Origin of the sequence: Floridaenema aerugineum BLCC-F46 (assembly GCF_041929345.1) — a bacterium.
In the GTDB taxonomy this organism is placed as follows: Bacteria; Cyanobacteriota; Cyanobacteriia; order Cyanobacteriales; family Aerosakkonemataceae; genus Floridanema; species Floridanema aerugineum.
The window spans coordinates 1-2,416 of the sequence record NZ_JBHFNQ010000221.1 but is presented as its reverse complement, the minus strand read 5'-3'; the positions used below and the strand labels follow the sequence as shown (position 1 = coordinate 2,416).

The following is a 2,416-nucleotide window of genomic DNA, read 5'->3' as shown; positions in this document are numbered from 1 at the left end:
GGGCGAGGTGGATAAGGTATCACCGAGCTGAATATATAGGCTTGGTGAAGCGAACCCGGGGAACTGAAACATCTCAGTACCCGGAGGAAAAGACATCAACAGAGATTCCCGTAGTAGTGGCGAGCGAACCGGGACCAGGCCAGTGCCTTCATTTCAACTAGCAGAACACTCTGGAAAGTGTGACCATAGCGGGTGACAGTCCCGTATGCGAAAGTGATGATGAAGGACTTGAGTAGGGCGGGACACGTGAAATCCTGTCTGAACATAGGGGGACCACCCTCTAAGCCTAAATACTCGTACATGACCGATAGCGAACACAGTACCGTGAGGGAAAGGTGAAAAGCACCCCGATTAGGGGAGTGAAACAGTACCTGAAACCGGATGCTTACAAGCAGTTGGAGCTCCATAGGGAGTGACAGCGTACCTCTTGCATAATGGGTCAGTGACTTAATCTAGCATGCGAGCTTAAGCCGTTAGGTGTAGGCGAAGCGAAAGCGAGTCTGAATAGGGCGACTGAGTATGTTGGATTAGACCCGAAACCCGGCGATCTAGGCATGAGCAGATTGAAGGTGCGGTAACACGCACTGGAGGATCGAACCGTTGCATGTTGAAAAATGCTCGGATGACTTGTGTTTAGGGGTGAAAGGCCAATCAAGCCGGGAAATAGCTGGTTCTCCGCGAAATCTATTGAGGTAGAGCGTCAGATGTATGCCGATGGGGGTAGAGCACTGGATGGGCTAGGGCTGCGCGAGCGGTACCAAACCTAACCAAACTCCGAATACCATCGAGTCTTGTCTGGCAGACAGACGGCGGGTGCTAAGGTCCGTCGTCAAAAGGGAAACAGCCCTAACCTACAGCTAAGGTCCCCAAGTCGTATCTAAGTGGGAAAGCATGTGGGAATCCCAAAACAACCAGGAGGTTGGCTTAGAAGCAGCCATCCTTTAAAGAAAGCGTAACAGCTCACTGGTCTAAATAAGGGTTCCTGCGGCGAAGATGTAACGGGGCTAAAGATATGCACCGAAGCTTAGGGTTGCAGTTTACTGCAGCGGTAGCGGAGCGTTCCGTAAGCGAGCGAAGGAGAAGGGTAACCGACTCTGGACGTATCGGAAGTGCGAATGCTGACATGAGTAGCGACTAACAGGGTGAGATACCCTGTCGCCGAAAGACCAAGGGTTCCTACGCAATGCTAATCAGCGTAGGGTGAGCCGGCCCCTAAGACGAGCCCGAAGGGGGTAGTCGATGGGAACCACGTTAATATTCGTGGGCCTGGTGGTGTGTGACGGATCTCGTAAATTGTCCTTCCTTATTGGATTGGTTGGGCAGTGAAGAGGTTCCAGGAAATAGCCCCACCGTATAGACCGTACCCGAAACCGACACAGGTGGTCAGGTAGAGTATACCAAGGCGCTTGAGAGAAGTATCCTGAAGGAACTCGGCAAATTGCCTCCGTACCTTCGGAAGAAGGAGGCCCCATCTTAAGGCAACTTTTGGTGGGGGGCACAGGCCAGGGGGTAGCGACTGTTTATCAAAAACACAGGACTCTGCTAAGTCGGCTTCAAGACGACGTATAGGGTCTGACGCCTGCCCGGTGCTGGAAGGTTAAGAGGAGGAGTGCAAGCTCCGAATTGAAGCCCCAGTAAACGGCGGCCGTAACTATAACGGTCCTAAGGTAGCGAAATTCCTTGTCGGGTAAGTTCCGACCTGCACGAATGGCGTAACGACTTCCCCACTGTCTCCAGGATATGCTCAGCGAAATTGAATTCTCCGTGAAGATGCGGAGTACCCGCGGTTAGACGGAAAGACCCCGTGCACCTTTACTGCAGCTTCAGAGTGGTATTAGGAAAGAGTTGTGTAGCATAGGTGGGAGGCTTTGAAGCGACGGCGCCAGCTGTCGTGGAGCCATAGGTGAAATACCACCCTGCTGTTTTCTGATATCTAACCACGCACCGTTATCCGGTGTTGGGACCCTCTGTGGCGGGTAGTTTGACTGGGGCGGTCGCCTCCTAAAGAGTAACGGAGGCGCGCGATGGTAGGCTCAGGACGGTTGGAAACCGTCTGTTAGAGTGCAATGGCATAAGCCTGCCTGACTGCGAGACTGACGAGTCGAGCAGAGACGAAAGTCGGTCATAGTGATCCGGTGGTCCCTCGTGGAAGGGCCATCGCTCAACGGATAAAAGGTACGCCGGGGATAACAGGCTGATGATTCCCAAGAGCTCATATCGACGGAATCGTTTGGCACCTCGATGTCGGCTCATCACATCCTGGGGCTGGAGCAGGTCCCAAGGGTTTGGCTGTTCGCCAATTAAAGTGGTACGTGAGCTGGGTTCAGAACGTCGCGAGACAGTTTGGTCCCTATCTGCCGTGGGCGTCGATACTTGAAAGGAGTTGCCCCTAGTACGAGAGGACCGGGGTGAACGT

1 rRNA gene is annotated in these 2,416 nt (G+C 53.3%); it reads left to right on the top strand.

Annotated elements, in window-relative coordinates:
- Window positions 1-2,416: ribosomal RNA gene (locus ACE1CC_RS31440) — 23S ribosomal RNA — on the top strand; the annotation flags it as partial.